The sequence below is a fragment of the Pseudomonas syringae genome (assembly GCF_000737245.1).
Lineage (GTDB): Bacteria > Pseudomonadota > Gammaproteobacteria > Pseudomonadales > Pseudomonadaceae > Aquipseudomonas > Aquipseudomonas syringae_J.
Genome location: NZ_JPQU01000018.1, coordinates 55,874 through 75,466, shown reverse-complemented (window position 1 = coordinate 75,466; position 19,593 = coordinate 55,874). Strand labels below are relative to the sequence as shown.

The following is a 19,593-nucleotide window of genomic DNA, read 5'->3' as shown; positions in this document are numbered from 1 at the left end:
GACGTACCGGCAGATTGATATGACGTTAGCCTAGGCCTCTTGTCGGATAACGTCTAATCGCTAGTTCCAATGCGTTGATAGATGACGTCGATCAATGTTCTTCAGCAATTTTCTGGTATAGGGCGAAGCACGCTTCGGCCAGTGCTGAGCGGGGAGCGCTGCGGCGCATGATCAGCCCCAGCTGCGCCATGGTGCGGGCGTCATCAATGGGGTGCAGGCGCAAATCCTCAGTCAGGTTTTCCAGGCCACCGTCCAACGGCACGATTGCGCAGCAAAAGCCGCCGTGCACTGCTTGCAGCAACTGATGAACGGCGTCGGTTTGCAGCATTGGCTCGAACTGCAGGCCCCGGCTGTGGAAGTTGGTGTCGATGGACTGGCGGAAATGCATACCGCTGGTCAGCAGGCCCAAGGGCAGTGTGATCAGATCCGGCCAGTTCAGTGGTTTTTCACCGAAATTGAAGTGGCGATGATCGTAAAGCACGCCCATCCGGGTCTCCGCCAAGGGCATTGAATCGAAACGCTCGGTATCCAGACGCTCCATGTACGAAACGCCAAGATCAATCCGGTTACTGGCAAGCTGTTCCAGCACCTGCTCGGAGCTGAGAGAGGACAGCTCGAAACGCAAATTTGGATGGGTCTGGTGCAAGCGCTTGAGCAGCGTCAGTGGATCGAAGCTCGACAGAGGCACGATACCCAGGCGCAGCGTGCCCACCAGATGGCCACGACAGGCGGCAGCTTCGGCTTGTAAACCGTCATAGGCCGCGAGCACGGTCCGGGCCCAGGCCAGCACTCGTTCACCTGGCGCGGTGAAACCCTCGAAGCGCTGACCGCGCACTACCAAGGGTAGCTCCAACTCTTCTTCCAGATTGCGCAGGCGCATCGACAGCGTGGGTTGAGTGATGTTGCAACGCGCGGCCGCCTGGCCGAAATGCCTCGTTTCGTCGAGGGCGATCAGGAATTTTAGTTGTTTGATGTCCATAGTCGCTCCGGTTTACTGCAAGCGGCAATTCTAGCCTGTCGAGCCATCGGATGGGCGGCCAACACGTAACCGGAACCAAGTGAGCTGTCTCCCGTCGGAACTTATGTTGTCTATTCAGGACGCAAAAATAACGAACGGAGAACGCTAATGAGTATTTTCAGTTTCTTGAAAGAAGCCGGTGAAAAGATTCTCGATGCAATAACGCCGGGCGACGCCAGTGCCTCGGATGAAGCCTTGAAGAAGCATATAGCTCAGGTGGGTTTGGGCAATCCGAATATCCAGACCACTGTGGAGGGCGACAAAGTCACCGTCACAGGCGAAGCGGCCAGTCAGGAAGAGAAGGAAAAAATTCTTCTGATTTTGGGGAATATCAGCGGTGTCGCCGAAGTCGATGATCAAATGACCATCGCCTCAGGTGCTGCGCCAACCACAGCGGCCAAATTCGTAACCGTGGAAAAAGGCGATACCCTGAGCGCCATTTCCAAGCGCGTGTATGGCGATCCGAACAAATATCAGAAGATATTCGACGCGAATAAACCGATGCTCAAGGATGTGAACAAGATCTATCCGGGTCAGGTGTTGCGGATTCCGGAGTAAACAACACCAGTGGGAGTCTGTAGGAGCGAGCTTGCTCGCGAAAGGGGTAGTGCACCCGGCAACTATTTCGCGCCTTAAACATTGCCTTCGCAAGCAAGCTTGCTCCCACGAGTACGGGTCGCCAGATAGCTACAACCCCACCATCAACTCCCGATAATCCGTCACAGCCGCAAACTCCTCGGTGTTTTTAGGCCCCTTCTGGCTGTTCGGCTCACTGACCGCCAGCAAGTGGCCAACGCCAAAGGTGCGGGCGCTGCGCAGGATGGGCAGGGTGTCGTCGATAAACAGGCTGCGCGCTGGATCGAAGGCGATGTCGGCTTGCAGTGCATCCCAGAAATGCGGGCTTTCCTTGGGGAACCCGTAATCGTGAGAGCTGATCAGCCGCTCAAAATAAGGTGCCAGCTCGATTCGCTCCATCTTCAACGACAGCGAGTCGCGATGAGCGTTGGTGATCATGATGACCCGCTTACCCGCCTGTTTGATGGCATCGAGAAAGGTTTCCGCATCCGGACGCAGAGCGATCAGGTCGGCGGTTTCCAGCTTCAGGTCGCGAACTGACAGCTTCAGCTCGGCGCTCCAATAATCCAGGCAATACCAATTGAGCGTCCCTGCATTTTTTTCAAACAGTGGCTTCATCTCCAGCAAGGCCATCGCGTGGCTGATGCCGTGCAGTTCGGCATAGCGCTGGGGCAAATGCTGGAGCCAGAAATGTTCGTCGTAATGCAGATCGAGCAGGGTGCCGTCCATGTCGAGCAATACGGTATCGATGTCGCGCCAAGGCATTGAAGGCATTCGGGTCTCGCTGGATGTTGATGGCTGTCGTTTTTGGAGCAGAGTGTAAGCATATCCGACACAAACAATCGGAAAAGCCACGGTATAGTACTCCGTCACCGCAAAGGAGCCTGTCATGCGCCAGAAACCCACCGTACTCGCCCGCGAAATCGTCGCCAGTAGCCGTTTGTTCCGTGTTGAAGAGCTGCAATTGCGCTTTGCCAACGGCGTCGAGCGAACCTATGAGCGGTTGGTCGGACGTGGTGCGGGTTACGGCGCGGTGATGATTGTCGCCATGCTTGATGCCGATCATGCGGTACTGATCGAAGAATATTGCGGCGGAACTGACGAATACGAATTGTCGCTGCCCAAGGGCTTGATCGAGCCGGGTGAAGATGTGCTGGCCGCTGCCAACCGCGAACTCAAGGAGGAAGCGGGCTTTGGTGCTCACCAGTTGGAACATCTGACCGAGCTGTCTCTTTCGCCGGGCTACATGAGCCAGAAGATTCAGGTGGTACTGGCCACCGATCTATATGAAGAACGCCTTGAAGGCGACGAACCTGAGCCGATGCGCGTGGATAAAGTGAACCTGCGCGAGCTGTCGAGCCTAATCGAACACCCACAGTTCAGCGAAGGCCGGGCTCTGGCTGCGCTGTATCTGGCACGGGATCTGTTAACCCAGCGCGGACTGTTTCTGCCATGACCGATGTTTTTACTGATTTGCCGCACCCCTTGCTGGAGCCTGTGATCAAGCTTTGCCGACTGGCCGGGGAAGTGATCCTGCCTTACTGGCGCGCCAATGTGACCGTGACGTCCAAGGCTGATGATTCGCCGGTCACCGCCGCCGACATCGCTGCTCATCAATTGCTTGCCGAAGGTTTGCTGGCGCTGGCGCCGGATATCCACGTGTTGTCCGAAGAAGACGCCAATATCCCGCTGAGCGAGCGCGCAAGCTGGGAGCGCTGGTGGCTGGTGGATCCATTGGACGGCACCAAGGAATTCATCTCCGGGAGCGAAGAATTCACGGTCAACGTCGCGCTGATCGAGAAAGGTCGCGTGGTATTTGGCGTGGTCTCGATGCCGACCAACAACCGCTGCTACTTCGGCGGCGCGGGTCTGGGCGCATGGCGCAGCGACGATGATGATCACCTGACGCCGATCAGCGTGCGCCAGGAACTGGGGGAAGGCCATGACTTCACCGTGGTCGCCAGCCGCCGACACTCCAGCGCGGAGCAGGAGCGTTTGCTGGCCGGTTTGTCTGCTGCGGTGGGGCAATTGCAGCTGACCAATATTGGTAGCTCGTTGAAGTTCTGTTTGCTGGCCGAAGGTGCCGCTGATTGCTATCCGCGTCTGGCGCCGACTTCACAATGGGACACCGCAGCCGCCCAAGGTGTGCTGGAAGGGGCGGGCGGCGAGGTGCTGGAATTGTCCGGCGAGTCGTTCAGCTACCCGGCGCGTGAGTCCCTGCTTAACCCCTTTTTTCTGGCCTTGCCGGCTGGGGCTGAGTGGAAAGAGAAGCTGCTGGACCTGGCGCGGTCCTGATTTCAACCTGAAAACACTACGTGGGAGCGGTGCTTGCCCGCGATAAGGACGGCGCGGTCTTTCGGGCATACCGCGTCAACGTTCATCGCGGGCAAGCGCGCTCCTACAGCTCGCCGTCTATCCGTTGGAGCGAGGCTTGCCCGCGAATCAGGCGGCGCGGTCCTTCAGGCCTACCGCGTCATCGTTCATCGCGGGCAAGCGCGCTCCTACAGCTCGCCGATTGTCCGTTGGAGCGAGGCTTGCCCGCGAATCAGGCGGCGCGGTCTTTCAGGCCTACCGCGTCATCGTTCATCGCGGGCAAGCGCGCTCCTACAGCTCGCCGATTGTCCGTTGGAGCGAGGCTTGCCCGCGAATCAGGCGGCGCGGTCCTTCAGGCCTACCGCGTCATCGTTCATCGCGGGCAAGCGCGCTCCTACAGCTCGCCGATTGTCCGTTGGAGCGAGGCTTGCCCGCGAATCAGGCGGCGCGGTCTTTCGGGCATACCGCGTCAACGTTCATCGCGGGCAAGCGCGCTCCTACAGCTCGCCGATTGTCCGTTGGAGCGGTGCTTGCCCGCGAATCAGGCGGCGCGGTCCTTCAGGCCTACCGCGTCATCGTTCATCGCGGGCAAGCGCGCTCCTACAGCTCGCCGATTGTCCGTTGGAGCGAGGCTTGCCCGCGAATCAGGCGGCGCGGTCTTTCGGGCATACCGCGTCAACGTTCATCGCGGGCAAGCGCGCTCCTACAGCTCGCCGTCTATCCGTTGGAGCGAGGCTTGCCCGCGAATCAGGCGGCGCGGTCCTTCGGGCCTTCCGCGTCCACAATCAACCGCAGCTCAAACTCTCTACCGGTGCACCACAAACTGCCCCACAAACCGCACCGCTTCCTGATCGCTGTCGTGGGCGTAGATTCGGGTTGGCAGGGTGAGGCGGGCTCGGCCTCTGCGTTGGTAAGTGGTGAGGAATCGCTCCCAGGCCGCGGCATCCGGTGCGTCGCAGATGGCGATGGCATCGTCACGGACCGGCAGTGGATAGCTGATTTGCCCGTCCTGAATCACGATATGCCCGTCAGTAATACCGACCTCGCGCAGGCGCAAATGCAACCAACCCCAGCCCGCCAGCACGGCGCCGCAATACAGGCTGCCGCCGAACAGGGTGCTTTTGTGATTGATGTTGGGCGCCAGCGGTAAATGCAGGCGTAACTGATGATCCTGCCAACTCAGGACTTTCACGCCCATTTCCCGGGTCAGCGGAATGTCGTGGTGCAGGACATGCTCCAATGCGTGGGCTTGCTGCATCATCGGATCGTCCTCAGTCTTCATTCGGCTCGTCCGCGCTACCGCCGAAACTCAGGCCATGTTTGCGCAGTTTGTCGTGCAGGGTTTTTCGCGGCAGGCCCAGGGCTTCGGCGAGGCTGCGCACGGAGGTGTGCGGCCGGGTCAGTTCGGCGGCAATCAAGGCGCGTTCGAAGCTTTCAACCTGTTCGCTCAAGCCGCCGGTAATGGTCGGCACCACCGGTACTTCATTACCTTCCAGCGCCAGCTCCAGCCCGAGGGCAAAGCGCTCGGCAGCGTTTTGCAATTCGCGCACATTGCCTGGCCAGGTGTGGCGCAACAGCAAGGCGCGTTGTGCTGGTTGTAATTCATGTTTGGGCAAACCGTGGCGCATGCTGGCGGCATCCGCGTAGTGCTGGAACAACATCAGCGCATCTTCACCTCGTTCACGCAAAGGCGGAATGCGCAGCGGCGCGACGTTGAGCCGGTAGTACAAGTCGGCCCGGAAGCGGCCTTGATCGGCTGCCTGACGCAGATCTTCTTTAGTCGCGGCGATGACTCGAATATCCAGCGCGATCTGCTGGTTACCGCCCAGACGTTCCACCACTCGCTCTTGCAGCAAGCGCAGCAGTTTGACCTGCACGTCCATGCTCATGCTTTCGATTTCATCGAGGAACAGCGTGCCACCGTTGGCGAATTCGAATTTGCCGATGCGGCGCTTCTGCGCGCCGGTAAAAGCTCCGGGCTCGTGGCCGAACAGCTCGCTTTCCACCACCGACTCAGCCAGCGCGCCGGCGTTGATCGCCACAAACGGCCCGGTGCGACGGTTGGACAGATCATGCAGCGCCCGAGCCACGACCTCTTTGCCCGCGCCGGTTTCACCGAGGATCAACACATCGGCCTTGGTCGCCGCCAGAGCACCGATCTGCTGGCGCAGACGCAGCATGGGCGCGGACTGGCCCACCAGCCGCGCACTCAATTGCTGGCGGTCGCTCAATGCCAGCCTAAGGCTGCGGTTATCCAGAACCAGGCGACGCAAGGCCAATGCCCGGCGCACGCTGTCGAGCAGCGAATCACTGGCGAAGGGTTTTTCCAGAAAGTCATAAGCCCCGGCTCGCATCGCTTGCACCGCCAGCGGTACATCGCCATGCCCGGTGATCAGCAAAACCGGCAGCTCCGGGTCTCGACCATGCAAATCACTGAGCAGTTCGAGGCCGTCCATCCCCGGCATGCGAATGTCGCTGACCACCACGCCGGGCCAGTCACGCTCAATGCGCGCGGCCAGACCGTTGGCCTCGTGCAAGGTCAGCACTTTGAGGCCGGCCAGATCCAGCGTCTGGCTCAGGGCCTGGCGCAGGTGCGGGTCGTCGTCGATCAGCACTACCTGGATCTTGCTGTCGATGGCGGTCATGCAGATAAATCCTCTGGCGGTTGAAGGTTGACGCCGGATGCCCCGTCACGCAGACGCAAGGTCAGTAGTGCGCCTCCGGTTGGGTGGTTGTCGAATAGCAGCTCGCCACCCAGGGCGCGCATCAGGGTATCGCAAATCGCCAGGCCCAGGCCCAGCCCTTGTGTGCGGGTCTTGGTGGTGAAAAACGGCTCGCGGGCCCGGGCCAGCGCTTCCTGAGTAAACCCCGGCCCGTTGTCACGGATGAACAGATTGACGCCATTAGCGGTCTGTTCGGCACTGATCCAGATTCTGCGCGGCGGGCCCTTTTCTGTCAGGGCATCCAGCGCGTTGGCCAGCAGGTTGCCGAGCACTTGCCGCAAACGGGTTTCACCGGCCTGCACCCACAGCGTTGCGTCAGGCAGATCACGGATCAGCTCCACTTCCATCGCCCGGCGACGCTTGGTCAATAATGCCAGGGCGTCATCGAGGGCCGGTTGCAGGGCCACGCTTTCCGGGGCGTGGCGGTCGCGACGGGCAAAGGCGCGCAGGTGGGCGATGATCGAAGACATGCGCCCGGTCAGTTCGCCGATCAGCTTGAGGTTGCCCCGTGCATCGTCGGTGCGTGAATGGTCCAGCAACACTTCGGCGTTCTCGGCGTAGCTGCGGATCGCCGCCAGCGGTTGATTGAGTTCGTGGCTGATGCTCGCCGACATAGTGCCCAGCGCCGAAAGCTTGCCCGCCTGGACCAGCTCGTCCTGAGCGCGAACCAGCTCCTGCTGGGCTTGTTCGCGTTCGAGCACTTCTTGCCTGAGGCGACTGTTGAGGCCTTCAAGGTCGCTGGTGCGCTCAATGACCCGCGCCTCAAGCTCGCGACGTGCCTGGGCTTCGAAGGCGATGCGGTCCAGATAATGCCTGCGCCGCTGGATCATGATGCCCAGCAGCAACATCACCACCAGCAGCGTAGCGCCGCCTACCGCCACGACGGTGCGCACCGGGCGATCAATCAAGGCTCGGGGCGCCAGAATATTCACGCTCCAACCGGTTTCGGCGATTTGTTGGTTTTGCGTCAGCCAGGCTTTTTCATCGAGCAATAACGGCCGTGGGTCACGGGTCGGGTAGGGCTGGATGGCGACGATGGCCTGCTTCTCTTCCTCGCTCAGCGCACGGGTGGCTCGGAAGCGCCATTCGGGCCGGGAGGTCAGGATGACCACGCCGTTGTGGTCGGTGAGCAACAGTTGTTCGGGGGTTTTACCCCACAGATTTTCGGTGTGATCCAGATCGATCTTGACCACCAGAACGCCGATCACTTTGTCGCCATCGCGGACTGCCGAAGCAAAGAAGTAACCACGTTTGGCCGAGGTGGTGCCCAGCCCGAAGAAGCGTCCGAGATTGCCCGCCATGGCATCGCTGAAATACGGCCGAAAGGCAAAGTTGCGGCCCACGAAGCTGTCACGTTTGTCCCAGTTCGAGGCCGCCAGCGTGGTGCCGTCGGCGTTCATCAGGTACATGACTTCCGCACCGGTCTGGCGAACGATGGTTTCCAGCAAGTGGTTGGCAGTTTGCTGTCTGGCCTGATCCTGGGGCGCTTTCAGTACAGCGGGCAGATCGGGTAGCTGGCTGAGAATCTGCGGCAGGGTTTCGTAGCGATGCAGGGTACCCAGCAAGTTGGCGACATACAGGTCCAGAGTTTGACGATTCTGGCTGACCAGCTCGTTACGGTAATAGCGCTCAGCCAGATGCTCCAGCGGCCACAACAGCGGCGCCAGGCATAGCGCCAGCAGCGCAAGGCTGCGCCAGCGTGGACGGGGTGGGAGGGTGGGGGTCATGGTCATGTTCAGGCTGCGCTAGGGCTCGGCTTTTCGGGACGCCTGGGAAAACGCCATCGCGAGCAAGCTCGCTCCTACAAGAAATACGTTGGTTCTGTAGGAGCGAGCTTGCTCGCGATGGGGTAGGCCCCGGTAACGCAGATACTAACCCTGCTCAGCCATGCACTCCAGTAAAGCGCTGTGCCAGTCAGTTTGCTTCACTCCCCATTCGCGTTGCAGCAGAGTGCAATCCAGGCGCGAGTTGAGTGGGCGGGCGGCGGGTGTCGGGTAAGCGCTGGACGGGATGGCATTGAGCTTTGCGCACTTCTTGCCCTGTTTGACCAGTTGCTCACCAATGGCCTCGGCGAAACCGAACCATGAGGTTTCGCCGCTGGCGGTCAGGTGATAAGTGCCCCAGGCGCCGGGCTGGCCGTCACGCCAGCGCTCGATCAACTGGCGCGTGCTCTGGGCGATGGCGCCAGCCCAGGTGGGTGCGCCGATCTGATCGGACACCACATTCAATTCGTCGCGTTCTTGCAGCAGACGCTGCATGGTCAGCAGGAAATTACGCCCGGTGGTGGAATACACCCAGCTGGTGCGCAGGATCAGAAACTGGCCGCCGACATACTCGATGGCCTGCTCGCCCGCCCATTTGCTGGCGCCGTAGACACCCAGGGGCGCCGGTATGTCCTGCTCGTCCCAAGGCGTGCTCTTGCTGCCGTCGAAAACATAATCGGTCGAGTAATGGATCAACGGAATGCCCAATTCCAGCGCCTGATCGGCCAGCATGCCAGCGGCAATAGCGTTGACCGACAGCGCGGTCTTTTGCTCGGTCTCGGCCTGATCCACAGCGGTGTAGGCTGCCGCGTTGATAATCAGGTCCGGCTTCAAATCCTGAATCTGATCGTAGTCTGCCAGGTGATCGCTCAGGTCCAGCTTGTCGCGGCCCAGCACGATCAGCTCGCCCAGATCCGCCAGGTTTTTCTGCAACGCCTGAGAGACTTGCCCGTGCTGACCGATGATCAGGATTTTCAGTGGTTTGCTCATGGGAACAGGTCTGCCTCCTTAAGTGCGGTACCGTTCTGATCCTTGGCCGACATCTGGGGCGCAGCATCAAGCTCCCAGTCGATGGCCAGATCGGGGTCATCCCAGCGAATGCAGCGTTCTGCGGCGGGGGTGTAGTAATCAGTGGTCTTGTACAGGAATTCGGCGTAGTCGCTGAGCACCACGAAACCATGGGCGAAACCCGGTGGTACCCAGAGCTGGCGGAAATTCTCGGCGGACAATTTGACGCCCACCCAGCGCCCGAAAGTGGGCGAACTGCGGCGGATATCCACCGCGATGTCCAGCACTTCGCCAGCGGTCACGCGCACCAGTTTGCCCTGGGCGTTTTGAATCTGATAATGCAAACCACGCAGCACGCCCTTGGCGGACTTGGAGTGGTTATCCTGCACGAACTTCAGATCGCGCATCCCGGTTGCATCGCCAAAGGCTTTGGCGTTGAAGCTCTCATAGAAAAACCCCCGCTCATCGCCAAAGACACGTGGTTCAAGAATGAGTACTTCGGGGATTTCGCATGGGATGACATTCACGGTTTTTCACCTGCAAGCTTGTAGAGGTACTGGCCGTAGCCAGTCTTGCCGAAGTATTGCGCGCGCTCAAGTAACTGCTCGCGGTTGATCCATTCGTTCTGGTAGGCGATCTCTTCAAGGCACGCGACTTTCAGGCCCTGACGATGTTCGATGGTCTGCACGTATTGCGAGGCATCCAGCAGGCTGTCGTGGGTGCCGGTGTCGAGCCAGGCAAAACCACGGCCGAAGCGCTCGACGCGCAGGTCGCCGCGCAACAGGTAGGCATTGTTGACGTCGGTGATTTCCAGCTCGCCACGAGGGGATGGTTTGACGTCCTTGGCGATCCTGATCACTTCGTTGTCGTAAAAATACAAACCTGTGACGGCATAGCTGGACTTAGGCTGCTTGGGCTTTTCTTCGATGGAAAGCGCGCGGCCCTGTTCGTCGAAATCGATGACCCCGAAGCGCTCCGGGTCCTTGACCCAATAGCCGAACACCGTTGCGCCGCTGGTGTGGGATGTAGCGGTTTTCAACTGTTCGCCGAAGTGCTGACCATGAAAGATGTTATCCCCCAGAATCAGACAAACCGAATCATCACCGATGAACTCCTCACCAATCAGAAATGCCTGGGCCAGGCCGTCGGGTTTGGGTTGCTCGGCGTAGTGGAAATTCACGCCAAACTGACTGCCGTCTCCCAACAGGTTGCGGTACTGGGGCAGGTCCTGAGGCGTGGAAATGATCAAGATCTCCTGAATGCCCGCCAGCATCAGCACCGAAATCGGGTAGTAGATCATCGGCTTGTCGTAAATGGGCAGCAGTTGCTTGGAGACGCCCAGGGTGATCGGGTGCAGGCGGGTGCCGGAACCCCCGGCGAGGACAATTCCTTTGGTCATGCGATCAGATCCTTATGGTCGGTGAAGCCAAGTCGTTGGCCTTGATAACTGCCGTCCTGTACGTGCTGGCACCAGTCCTGATTGTCCAGGTACCACTGCACGGTCTTGCGCAGACCTGACTGGAAGGTCTCTTCAGGTGTCCAGCCCAGTTCGCGTTCGATTTTGCCTGCATCAATGGCGTAGCGCTGATCATGTCCGGGCCTGTCCACTACGAAGGTGATCAGGTCGGCGTAATGCTCCACGCCAGCGGGTTTCTGCGGGGCCAGTTCTTCGAGCAGGGCGCAGATACCGCGCACCACATCGATGTTCTTCTGCTCGTTATGCCCGCCAATATTGTAGGTTTCGCCTACTGCGCCCTCGGTCACCACTTTGAGCAACGCCCGGGCGTGGTCCTCGACAAACAGCCAGTCGCGCACTTGCAGGCCATTGCCATACACCGGCAGCGGCTTGCCCTTGAGGGCATTGAGGATCACTAACGGGATCAGCTTTTCCGGGAAATGAAACGGCCCGTAGTTGTTCGAACAGTTGGTGACCACCACTGGCAAACCGTAGGTGCGCTGCCAGGCACGGACCAAGTGATCGGACGCCGCCTTGCTGGCTGAATAGGGTGAGCTTGGCGCATAAGGGGTGGTTTCGGTGAACAGGTCATCGACGCCGTGCAGGTCGCCATACACTTCGTCGGTGGAGATATGGTGGAAACGGAACGTTGTGCGCTCGGCTTCCGGCAGCGTCAGCCAATAGCCGCGAGTGGCCTCCAGCAGGCTATAGGTGCCGACGATGTTGGTCTGGATGAACTCGGAGGGCCCATCAATCGAGCGGTCGACATGGGATTCAGCCGCCAGGTGCATGATTGCCTGGGGCTGGAACCGGGCAAGCGTTGCGCTGACCTGGCTCTGGTCACAGATATCAGCCTGGACAAATTCATACCGGGTATCGGTCGCAATGCTGGCCAGTGACTCCAGATTGCCGGCATAAGTGAGCTTGTCGAAATTAAGCACTTCATGATCGGTGTTCTGTATCAGGTGACGGATCAACGCCGAGCCGATGAAGCCAGCGCCGCCAGTGACAAGTATTCGCATGAGTGAGCCTTCTTCCTTATTGGCGTAGACGTAAGAGCATAGCTTGTGGGTGTGAACGAGCAGGCGCAAGCAGCATCACTGAAGACCGGGTCTGCTGCCATGAAAAAAATCGATGCGGGGGCAGTCTGGCCGTCATTAAACCGGCGTACAACTTGTGGTCACTCAGATTGGCGGCCGACAGTGGCGTTCCCATTACACATGGTCTCACTTCTGTAGGAGCGCGCTTGCCCGCGATGAACGAAGACGCGGTGTGGCAGGCAGACCGCGTCGACTGCATCGCGGGCAAGCGCGCTCCTACAGGGTTCTATGTAACGGGTCGTCTGGACAAGAGGGATCTCCTATAGTGAGCCCAGGAAGAACCCACGCCAGATTCAAAAACAAGATCGAGGATGTTGCATGCCGCTCGCCACGTTAATCCGCCGCTCCAGTTTGCCCTGTCCCGAAGTCAGCGCCGAACAGGCCCTGCAACTGCTGGCGCAGCATTACGGCTTGAGTGGCACGCTCAAAGAACTGGGCAGCCAGCAGGATCGCAATTTCCTGGTGGATACAGGCGCGCGGCGGTATGTGCTGAAAATCTGCCATGGCGATTATTCGCCCCTCGAACTCGACGCCCAGCATGGGGCTTTAGGGCATCTGCCGCGCCATTCCGACGTCAGGGTGCCTGAGGTGATCAGCACCCACGGCGGCGAGCAACTGCTGACGGTCGAGCTGGCCGGTAACCTCGTCCATGTGCGGTTGCTGGAGTTTATCGACGGTCAGGCGTTGAGCCACTTGAGTCATTTACCGCTGCATGTGGTGGTGGAGTTGGGCGAGCTGTGCGCCCAGGTTGACCGCTCGCTGGCCGCTTTCGAGCATCCGGGCCTGGAGCGCGTTCTGCAATGGGACCCGCGCCATGCTCATGCGCTGATCAGGCATCTGCTGCCGGTCATCGACAACGAAGACGAACGCGCCTGCCTGGCCGAGGCTGCCGAGCAGGCGCAGCGCCGGTTGCTGCCGTTGATCCCGGCGCTGCCGATGCAGACCGTGCACCTGGATATCACTGAGTACAACGTGGTCTGGTCGCGGGACGAGAAGTTGCATTGGCAATTGCAGGGCTTGATCGATTTCGGCGATCTGGTGAACACCTGGCGGGTGGCCGATCTGTCGGTGACCTGTGCGGCATTGCTGCACCACGCCGAAGGCGATCCGTTGTACATCCTCCCGGCGATTCGCGCTTACCACGCCCTCAATCCGTTGCGGCTCGAAGAATTGCAGGCGCTGTGGCCGCTGATCATCGCGCGCTCGGCGGTGCTGGTCCTGAGCAGCGAGCAGCAGGCGGCGGTTGAGCCTGGCAACGCTTATATCCAGGCCAATATAGAGAGTGAGTGGGGCATCTTCGACGTCGCGACCTCGGTGGCGATTGCCTTGATGGAGGCAGCGATTCTCGCTTCGGTGGGGATGCAGGCGGCTCCAGCTGAAACGCCCACCTGGAACTCGTTGCTGCCCAGTCTGGCCGGGCGGGAGTTCCGACAAGTTGATCTGGGTGTGCTCAGCGAGCATTTCGTCGCGGGTAACTGGCAGCACAGCGGCATAGATGAGCAGCTTCTCAAACAGGCGGCACGCGAGACGGGGCAGGCAGCGAGCCGGTATGGCGAATATCGACTGTCGAGAACCTTGATCGACAGCGCCAAAGAGCCGCCAACCTGCGCTCTGCACGTGGAGTTATACCTCGGCACGCAAACCCCGCTGCATGCGCCTTTTGACGGTGTGTTGCGGCTCACGGCCGATGCTGCCTTGTTGTTGGTCGGCGCGCAGATGAGCCTGCGGTTGTGGGGCGCTGCGCTGGAACTGACCCCCGGTGCGAGCGTGGCGGCGGGCGAGGTGATCGGACAGGGTTCGGGTTCGCTGGTGCTGCAACTGTGTTCGGTGCCGGACCTGAGCCCGCCGCTGTTCGTCACTGCGTCCTGGGCTGCTGCGTGGCGCCAGCTTTGCCCTTCACCTGCTGCATTGCTGGGTTTTGATTGCGATGCGCCAGAGTTGCCAGACGCCAGCCAGCTGTTGGCGCGACGCGATGCCAGTTTCGCCCGCTCGCAGAAGCACTACTACCAGGCTCCGCCGCAAATCGAACGCGGCTGGCGCAATCACTTGATCGACATGCAGGGCCGTTCCTATCTGGACATGCTCAACAACGTCGCGGTGCTCGGCCACGGCCATCCGCGCATGGCCGCAGAAGCCGGGCGGCAATGGTCGTTGCTCAACACCAACTCGCGTTTTCATTACGCAGTCATCGCCGAGTTTTCAGAGCGACTGCTCAAGCTGGCACCCGAGGGCTTCGACCGGGTGTTTCTGGTCAACAGCGGCACCGAAGCCAACGATCTGGCGATCCGTCTGGCGTGGGCCTACAGCGGCGGACGCGACATGCTCAGCGTGCTGGAGGCTTATCACGGCTGGTCGGTAGCCACCGATGCGATCTCCACGTCCATCGCCGACAACCCGCAAGCGCTGAGTACCCGCCCGGATTGGGTGCATCCGGTGACCGCGCCCAATACGTATCGAGGCGAGTTCCGCGGCGCAGACAGCGCACCGCAGTACGTGCGTAGCGTCGAACAGGTGCTTGAGCAGTTGGCCGGGCAGCAGCGGCAGGTTGCGGGGTTCATCTGCGAGCCGGTGTACGGCAACGCCGGCGGGATTTCCCTGCCGCCGGGCTATTTGCAACAGGTTTATCAGAAGGTAAGGGCACAGGGCGGCGTGTGCATCGCCGACGAGGTTCAGGTGGGTTACGGCCGTTTGGGCCATTACTTCTGGGGCTTCGAAGAGCAAGGCGTGGTGCCGGACATCATCACCATGGCCAAGGGCATGGGTAATGGTCATCCATTGGGTGCCGTGATTACTCGACGTGAAATAGCCGAGGCGCTGGAAGCCGAGGGTTATTTCTTCTCATCCGCAGGTGGCAGCCCGGTCAGTTGCCGGATCGGCATGGCGGTTCTGGATGTGATGGAGGAAGAACAGCTCCGGGAAAACGCCGTTGTCGTCGGCGACCACTTCAAGGCGCGGCTGCAAGGGTTGATCGACCTGCACCCACTGGTGGGCGCGGTGCATGGCATGGGCTTTTATCTGGGCGTTGAGCTTGTGCGCAATCGCCAGACCCTCGAACCCGCCACCGAAGAAACCGCTTACCTGTGTGATCGCCTGCGGGACTTGAGCATCTTCATGCAGCCCACCGGCGACTACCTGAACATCCTCAAAATCAAACCCCCGATGTGCACCACCCGGCAGAGCGTGGACTTCTTTGTGGATAGTGTGTCGAAGGTGTTGGCTGAGTTGGAGTGATCTACGAACTCTTTGTAGGAGCGCGCTTGCCCGCGATGCTATTTCAGAGCCGGCATCCTTGTCGCCTGTGCCAATGTCATCGCGGGCAAGCGCGCTCCTACGGGACTTGATTTCAGATTAATATCTGTTTTTATCGTCGGATTAACCTTTTTCAGAATACCTATTAGCTTTAATTACCGATTTTTATCCGCTATAAAGTCGCCCTTGTTTGCCTCTCGACGGAGTCCTGATTGCCATGACCACACTCAAAAGCACCCCACGCGCCGATGGTTTTCACATGCCTGCCGAGTGGGCCGCGCAGACTCAAACCTGGATGGTCTGGCCTGAGCGCCCGGACAACTGGCGTCTGGGGGGTAAGCCGGTGCAAAGCGCTCACGTTGCCGTGGCCAAGGCCATTGCGCGTTTCGAGCCGGTAACGGTTGCCGTTTCTGCCGCGCAATACGACAACGCTCGCGCGCGTCTGGATGTGCCGAACATTCGAGTGGTAGAAATCAGTAACGATGACGCCTGGGTGCGTGATACCGGCCCGACGTTTGTAATCAACGACAGCGGCGAAGTGCGTGGTGTCGATTGGGACTTCAACGCTTGGGGTGGTTTCGATGGCGGCCTGTATGCCCCGTGGAACCTCGATTCTCAAGTGGCGAGCAAGATCCTGGAAATCGAACGCTGCCCGCGCTACCAGACCGAAGGGTTCGTGCTCGAAGGCGGCTCGATCCACGTCGACGGCGAAGGCACGCTCATCACCACCGAAGAATGCCTGCTCAATCGTAACCGCAACCCGCACCTGTCGCGCGAGGAGATCGAGGCTGTACTCAGCGCCAATCTGGCTGTGGATAAAATCGTCTGGCTGCCGGATGGTTTGTTCAACGACGAAACCGACGGGCATGTGGATAACTTCTGCTGCTACGTGCGTCCTGGCGAAGTGTTGCTGGCCTGGACCGATGATCCCAAAGACCCCAACTACCCACGTTGCCAGGCGGCTCTGAGTATTTTGGAAAACACCAAGGATGCCAAAGGCCGTGCATTCATCGTCCACAAGATGCCAATCCCTGGCCCATTGTTCGCCACTGCCGAAGAGTGCGCGGGCGTCGATCAGGTGCACGGCAGTCAGGAGCGCAACCCATCGGTGCGTCTGGCAGGTTCTTACGTGAACTTCCTGATCGTCAACGGCGGCATCATCGCCCCGAGTTTTGACGATCCATTGGACGAAACTGCTCGTGAAATCCTGCAACAACTCTTCCCGGAGCATGAAGTAGTCATGGTGCCGGGCCGCGAGTTGCTGCTCGGCGGAGGCAACATTCACTGCCTGACTCAGCAGCAGCCAGCACCTCATCGCGCCTGATTGCAGGACGATGTACGCACTCGTTACAAAGTTGGTCTCGTTCTTGCTGTCATAAGCTCATCCAAGTGATGAGCTTTTTTATGGGAGAGCGTTTCCTGAGTCGTGCCTCTTGGGCAGGTCGACTGTTTTGGCTCAATCATTTCCCGTTTAGCTCATCTGTCATAAAACGACCGTAAATTAAGCCCCTCATGACTTCAGAGGTTGTCCCTATGAACGCAGGTACAGAGCGTTATGCTCGTGTTTTGTCTGCTAGTAGCGAAGCGCGCCAGATGATGGCGGACTGGTTACGGACGACCAGAGTTGCCGGTCCCAAGCGGCCGGATGTACGCAAAATGTTACTGCAGCGTTACCCGGCTGGGCTGCTCAACGAGGCTGAACTCGAGGCACTGTTGGCGGTGCTCAAGGACTGACCGCTCACTTGGTCAAAACGTTGATGCATGACAGCAATGTGTTCAGAAAGTTTTCTCTAAATTGACACGTTCAGGACCGGCGGATAGGATTTGCGCCCTCCGCCTGTGGCCTTGCGCCATGTACGTGCATCAGTAGTCCACTGCGATGATTCGTGCTGGGCCTCCGAATATGGGTCTATCGGAAGCCTCAGACAGCCTCAGGGTTGTCGCCACAGCGCGTGATTAATCCGCAGAAAAGGACGACAAGAAATGCTTAAGCCACGCATCAGTTTGCTTGCACTGGCCCTTATCAGTGCTGGTCAAGTCATGGCAGACAGCCAGGCAGACTCCAAAGGTTTTGTTGAAGACAGCCACCTGAACCTCGCGCTACGCAATGCCTATATCAACCGTGATTACAAAAATGGCAACGAAGACAAGGCCGAGTGGGGCCAAGCCTTCATGGCCAACTTCGCATCGGGTTTCACCCAGGGCACTGTAGGCGTGGGCGTTGATGCGTTCGGCCTGTACGGCGTTCGTCTGGATGGCGGCAAAGGCCGCAGCGGCGCTGGCGGCATCGACTTCTTCAAGCAAGGCGACAGTGGCGCGGCTGCTGATGACCTGTCCCGTGTCGGCGGTGCTGTAAAGGCCCGCATTTCGAACACCGTGATCAAGTACGGCGACCAGATGCCTGCGCTGCCGGTGCTGAGCTACGACAACTCGCGCCTGCTGCCGGAAAGCTTCACTGGCACCATGATTACTTCCAAAGAGATCGACGGTCTGGAAGTGGTTGCTGGCCGCTTCACCCAAGAGGCTCGCAAGAGCGCTGAAGGTCGTGACAGCGGCGAGCTGAAACGCATCGACGTGTATGGCGCAAGCTACAAGTTCAGCGACGCGTTCACTGCTGCGTTCTACGCCTCCAACAACGAAGACGTGTTCAAGAAGCAATACCTGAACCTGAACTACGTTTTTGGCCTGCAGCCTGACCAGTCGCTGACGTTCGACTTCAACGGCTACAACACCAAGCTGGACAAGAACTACTCGGACGCAGCAGCGGCCGGCGAGCGCGACAACAAGATCTGGAGCCTGGCGGCGACCTGGGCAGTGGGTATCCACTCCTTCACCCTGGCCCACCAGCGCAGCACTGGCGAAACCGGCTACAACTACGGCGGTTATCGTAACGCCGGTGGCTTTGGTGATGGCGGCAACACCATCTACCTGGCTAACTCGTACTGGTCCGACTTCAACGGTAAAGACGAGCGCTCGTGGCAAGCAGCCTACGGCGTCGACCTGTCTGGTCTGGTGCTGCCAGGTCTGAGCTACAAGACGGCGTACGTGCGCGGCGACAACATCGACGACGGCACTAACCGTGGTCGTGGCGAAGAGCGTGAAATCTTCAGCCAGCTGACCTACGTGGTTCAGAGCGGCCCGGCAAAAGACTTGTCGATCCGTCTGCGCAACTCGTTCCTGCGTGTTTCCGACAACGCCAGCAACTACAACGGCGATGGCAACGAAACCCGCATCTTCGTCGATTACCCGATCAACGTTTTCTGATGATTGTGGGGGGCGTGCTCAACGCCCCCTCTACTGACGACGTGGGACCGGCTTTAGCCGGGAAGTGGCCGGTACATCCAGTCCATGTTTATCGGCTGGAATGCCGCCTTCCCGGCTGAAGCCGGTCCCACGGCTGTACGCTGCTACGATCCTTCAGGTCAGGCTACTATGTGCCTCACCTTCAGCTGATCCGGTCACGCTTCATGGCCCTCGCTGCACCTCCCGACCTTTCCGACACCGATGTGCCCGTGCAACCGCTGGCGCGGACCTATCCGCGTGGGCGTTTTATCGAGCCTCATGAACACGTCTGGGGGCAGGTGCTGTACGCCACCTCCGGGGTGATGTGGGTCGAGACGCCTTTCGAGGCACTGGTCGTGCCGCCGCAGCGGGCGGTCTGGCTGCCACCGGGCGTTGTGCACGGCATCCGCGTCGTGACTGATCTTGAAATGCGCAATATCTACCTGCGTCCCGCCATCGCTGCGACTCTGGAAAAAACCGTGCAGGTGTTTGAGGTGGGGCAACTGTTGCGTCAGTTGATACTTGGGCTGGTCGAGCACGCCGGGGATCAGGAGTCGGCCTATTACGACGCACTGGTCAGCCTGGCGCTTCTGGAGTTACAGCGCGCCAAACGTTCGATCCTGAAGATTCCCATGCCTGATCATTCCGACCGCCGCCTGCTCAACCTCTGTCAGGCCGTCATGGGCGATCCATCGCTGACGATTCCTTTTGAGCAGCATGCCGAGAACGCCGGAGCCAGTGTTCGCACCCTGGCGCGTCTGTTTCAGAGTGCCTTGGGCATGGGCTTCGCCGAATGGCGCAGACAAGTGCAACTGGCCACTGCCGTCGCCGAGCTGATTCAAGGCGTGCCGGTGAGCACCATCGCCCGTTCACTGGGCTATTCGCCGAGCAGCTTCACCGACATGTTCCGCCGCGAACTGGGCGTCGCGCCGTCGCAGTATCCAGTGGTTTGAGGCCCATTCTGTAGGGCGAATGCAATTTCTGTGGGAGCGGATTCATCCGCGAAGGCGTTATTCCGGACGACGGATTTGCATTGGCTCAACCGTCGCCTTCGCGAATGAATTCGCTCCCACGGATTTTGCGTTCTGGCAGGCACTTCAGATTT

The 19,593-nt window shown here is 59.6% G+C and carries 17 protein-coding genes; 8 read left to right on the top strand and 9 right to left on the bottom strand.

Annotation, left to right across the window (positions count from 1 at the left end; all coding sequences use genetic code 11):
- Nucleotides 1-91: 91 nt before the first annotated feature.
- Nucleotides 92-979, bottom strand: a complete 888-nt coding sequence (locus IV01_RS20920; RefSeq protein ID WP_032626223.1) for a LysR family transcriptional regulator — start codon at nt 977-979, stop codon at nt 92-94.
- A 147-nt stretch (nt 980-1,126) separates the two neighbouring features.
- On the opposite strand from IV01_RS20920, the gene lysM reads away from it, so the two are divergent.
- Nucleotides 1,127-1,576, top strand: coding sequence for a peptidoglycan-binding protein LysM (gene lysM, locus IV01_RS20925; RefSeq protein WP_032626221.1), 450 nt, complete (start codon nt 1,127-1,129; stop codon nt 1,574-1,576).
- A gap of 129 nt (nt 1,577-1,705) precedes the next feature.
- Here the strand turns inward: lysM and yrfG are convergent, their stop codons facing one another.
- Nucleotides 1,706-2,368: a GMP/IMP nucleotidase gene (yrfG, locus tag IV01_RS20930; RefSeq protein ID WP_032626220.1), complete on the bottom strand. Its 663-nt coding sequence runs from the start codon at nt 2,366-2,368 to the stop codon at nt 1,706-1,708.
- Between the two features lie 115 nt (nt 2,369-2,483).
- On the opposite strand from yrfG, the gene nudE reads away from it, so the two are divergent.
- Both nudE and cysQ read left to right on the top strand, forming a co-directional pair.
- Entirely contained in the window at nt 2,484-3,050 is a 567-nt protein-coding gene (nudE, locus tag IV01_RS20935) for an ADP compounds hydrolase NudE (RefSeq protein ID WP_032626218.1), read from the top strand.
- On the top strand, nt 3,047-3,889 hold the full coding sequence (gene cysQ / locus IV01_RS20940) for a 3'(2'),5'-bisphosphate nucleotidase CysQ (protein WP_032626217.1): 843 nt from the start codon (nt 3,047-3,049) through the stop codon (nt 3,887-3,889). Before nudE ends, cysQ begins: the two co-directional genes overlap by 4 nt.
- Nucleotides 3,890-4,712: 823 nt before the next feature.
- On the opposite strand, the gene IV01_RS20945 is transcribed toward cysQ, so the two are convergent.
- The 7 genes from IV01_RS20945 to rfbB all read right to left on the bottom strand — a co-directional run bounded on the left by IV01_RS20945 (nt 4,713) and on the right by rfbB (nt 11,879).
- Entirely contained in the window at nt 4,713-5,189 is a 477-nt protein-coding gene (locus IV01_RS20945; protein ID WP_080290213.1) for a thioesterase domain-containing protein, read from the bottom strand.
- The gene (locus tag IV01_RS20950; RefSeq protein WP_032626216.1) at nt 5,179-6,552 is read right to left on the bottom strand and encodes a sigma-54-dependent transcriptional regulator; all 1,374 of its coding nucleotides are present in this window, start codon (nt 6,550-6,552) and stop codon (nt 5,179-5,181) included. Before IV01_RS20950 ends, IV01_RS20945 begins: the two co-directional genes overlap by 11 nt.
- Nucleotides 6,549-8,357, bottom strand: coding sequence for a sensor histidine kinase (locus IV01_RS20955; RefSeq protein ID WP_032626323.1), 1,809 nt, complete (start codon nt 8,355-8,357; stop codon nt 6,549-6,551). The genes IV01_RS20950 and IV01_RS20955 overlap by 4 nt, the downstream gene beginning before the upstream one ends.
- A gap of 144 nt (nt 8,358-8,501) precedes the next feature.
- Complete coding sequence (gene rfbD, locus IV01_RS20960) at nt 8,502-9,383, bottom strand: dTDP-4-dehydrorhamnose reductase (protein ID WP_032626214.1); 882 nt, start codon at nt 9,381-9,383, stop codon at nt 8,502-8,504.
- On the bottom strand, nt 9,380-9,928 hold the full coding sequence (rfbC, locus tag IV01_RS20965; protein WP_032626213.1) for a dTDP-4-dehydrorhamnose 3,5-epimerase: 549 nt from the start codon (nt 9,926-9,928) through the stop codon (nt 9,380-9,382). The genes rfbD and rfbC overlap by 4 nt, the downstream gene beginning before the upstream one ends.
- A complete protein-coding gene (rfbA, locus tag IV01_RS20970) occupies nt 9,925-10,800 on the bottom strand; it encodes a glucose-1-phosphate thymidylyltransferase RfbA (RefSeq protein WP_032626210.1) in 876 nt (291 codons plus the stop codon). The genes rfbC and rfbA overlap by 4 nt, the downstream gene beginning before the upstream one ends.
- Nucleotides 10,797-11,879 (bottom strand): dTDP-glucose 4,6-dehydratase, encoded by a 1,083-nt coding sequence (gene rfbB / locus IV01_RS20975; protein ID WP_032626208.1) that lies wholly within the window; start codon nt 11,877-11,879, stop codon nt 10,797-10,799. The genes rfbA and rfbB overlap by 4 nt, the downstream gene beginning before the upstream one ends.
- Nucleotides 11,880-12,275: 396 nt before the next feature.
- Here rfbB and IV01_RS20980 point away from each other — a divergent pair, with 396 nt between their 5' ends.
- From IV01_RS20980 to IV01_RS21000, 5 genes are all read left to right on the top strand, one after another.
- On the top strand, nt 12,276-15,188 hold the full coding sequence (locus IV01_RS20980; protein ID WP_032626206.1) for an aminotransferase: 2,913 nt from the start codon (nt 12,276-12,278) through the stop codon (nt 15,186-15,188).
- A gap of 235 nt (nt 15,189-15,423) precedes the next feature.
- Nucleotides 15,424-16,530: an agmatine deiminase gene (gene aguA / locus IV01_RS20985; protein WP_032626203.1), complete on the top strand. Its 1,107-nt coding sequence runs from the start codon at nt 15,424-15,426 to the stop codon at nt 16,528-16,530.
- Nucleotides 16,531-16,739: 209 nt separating this feature from the next.
- The gene (locus IV01_RS20990) at nt 16,740-16,940 is read left to right on the top strand and encodes a hypothetical protein (RefSeq protein WP_032626201.1); all 201 of its coding nucleotides are present in this window, start codon (nt 16,740-16,742) and stop codon (nt 16,938-16,940) included.
- Nucleotides 16,941-17,189: 249 nt separating this feature from the next.
- Nucleotides 17,190-18,470: an OprD family porin gene (locus tag IV01_RS20995; RefSeq protein WP_032626199.1), complete on the top strand. Its 1,281-nt coding sequence runs from the start codon at nt 17,190-17,192 to the stop codon at nt 18,468-18,470.
- Nucleotides 18,471-18,673: 203 nt separating this feature from the next.
- On the top strand, nt 18,674-19,441 hold the full coding sequence (locus IV01_RS21000; RefSeq protein WP_032626322.1) for an AraC family transcriptional regulator: 768 nt from the start codon (nt 18,674-18,676) through the stop codon (nt 19,439-19,441).
- Nucleotides 19,442-19,593: the final 152 nt, after the last annotated feature.

Coding starts and splice junctions, on each gene's coding strand:
- nudE (WP_032626218.1), top strand. CDS start 2,484: ATGCGCCAGAAACCCACCGTACTCGCCCGCGAAATCGTCGCCAGTAGC.
- IV01_RS21000 (WP_032626322.1), top strand. CDS start 18,674: ATGGCCCTCGCTGCACCTCCCGACCTTTCCGACACCGATGTGCCCGTG.
- IV01_RS20980 (WP_032626206.1), top strand. CDS start 12,276: ATGCCGCTCGCCACGTTAATCCGCCGCTCCAGTTTGCCCTGTCCCGAA.
- IV01_RS20950 (WP_032626216.1), bottom strand. CDS start 6,552: ATGACCGCCATCGACAGCAAGATCCAGGTAGTGCTGATCGACGACGAC.
- rfbB (WP_032626208.1), bottom strand. CDS start 11,879: ATGCGAATACTTGTCACTGGCGGCGCTGGCTTCATCGGCTCGGCGTTG.
- IV01_RS20955 (WP_032626323.1), bottom strand. CDS start 8,357: ATGACCCCCACCCTCCCACCCCGTCCACGCTGGCGCAGCCTTGCGCTG.
- IV01_RS20995 (WP_032626199.1), top strand. CDS start 17,190: ATGCTTAAGCCACGCATCAGTTTGCTTGCACTGGCCCTTATCAGTGCT.
- aguA (WP_032626203.1), top strand. CDS start 15,424: ATGACCACACTCAAAAGCACCCCACGCGCCGATGGTTTTCACATGCCT.
- IV01_RS20990 (WP_032626201.1), top strand. CDS start 16,740: ATGAACGCAGGTACAGAGCGTTATGCTCGTGTTTTGTCTGCTAGTAGC.
- IV01_RS20920 (WP_032626223.1), bottom strand. CDS start 979: ATGGACATCAAACAACTAAAATTCCTGATCGCCCTCGACGAAACGAGG.
- lysM (WP_032626221.1), top strand. CDS start 1,127: ATGAGTATTTTCAGTTTCTTGAAAGAAGCCGGTGAAAAGATTCTCGAT.
- cysQ (WP_032626217.1), top strand. CDS start 3,047: ATGACCGATGTTTTTACTGATTTGCCGCACCCCTTGCTGGAGCCTGTG.
- IV01_RS20945 (WP_080290213.1), bottom strand. CDS start 5,189: ATGAAGACTGAGGACGATCCGATGATGCAGCAAGCCCACGCATTGGAG.
- rfbD (WP_032626214.1), bottom strand. CDS start 9,383: ATGAGCAAACCACTGAAAATCCTGATCATCGGTCAGCACGGGCAAGTC.
- yrfG (WP_032626220.1), bottom strand. CDS start 2,368: ATGCCTTCAATGCCTTGGCGCGACATCGATACCGTATTGCTCGACATG.
- rfbA (WP_032626210.1), bottom strand. CDS start 10,800: ATGACCAAAGGAATTGTCCTCGCCGGGGGTTCCGGCACCCGCCTGCAC.